This window comes from Bacillus sp. SIMBA_026 (assembly GCF_046535335.1).
In the GTDB taxonomy this organism is placed as follows: domain Bacteria; phylum Bacillota; class Bacilli; order Bacillales; family Bacillaceae; genus Bacillus; species Bacillus velezensis.
The window spans coordinates 1-274 of the sequence record NZ_JAWRWX010000141.1 but is presented as its reverse complement, the minus strand read 5'-3'; the positions used below and the strand labels follow the sequence as shown (position 1 = coordinate 274).

Below are 274 nucleotides of genomic sequence, written 5' to 3'. Positions count from 1 at the left end.
CCAGGTGTCCCATGGTGCCGGTGGCCAGCGGGAGAGTCTCGTCGACGTAAGGCTTGCCGAGCAGGCTCGTGGTGATTCCGGCGTCGAGTTTTTCCGCTAATGCGATAACTTCCGCTTGCGCGTTGCGGGCGCCTTGTCCCACGAAGAGGGCTATCCGTTCGCCCGCGGAGAGGACATCCGCCGCCCTGTTCAGATCTTGTTGCCGGGGCATGATGTTTGCCCGGTGCCACACAGGAGCCGTGACCACGATTCCGTGCTCTTGTTCGAGCTCCGG

The 274-nt window shown here is 63.1% G+C and carries 1 pseudogene; it reads right to left on the bottom strand.

What is annotated here, in order from left to right:
- Window positions 1-274 (bottom strand): annotated as a pseudogene (locus SB847_RS20975) (hypothetical protein); the annotation flags it as partial.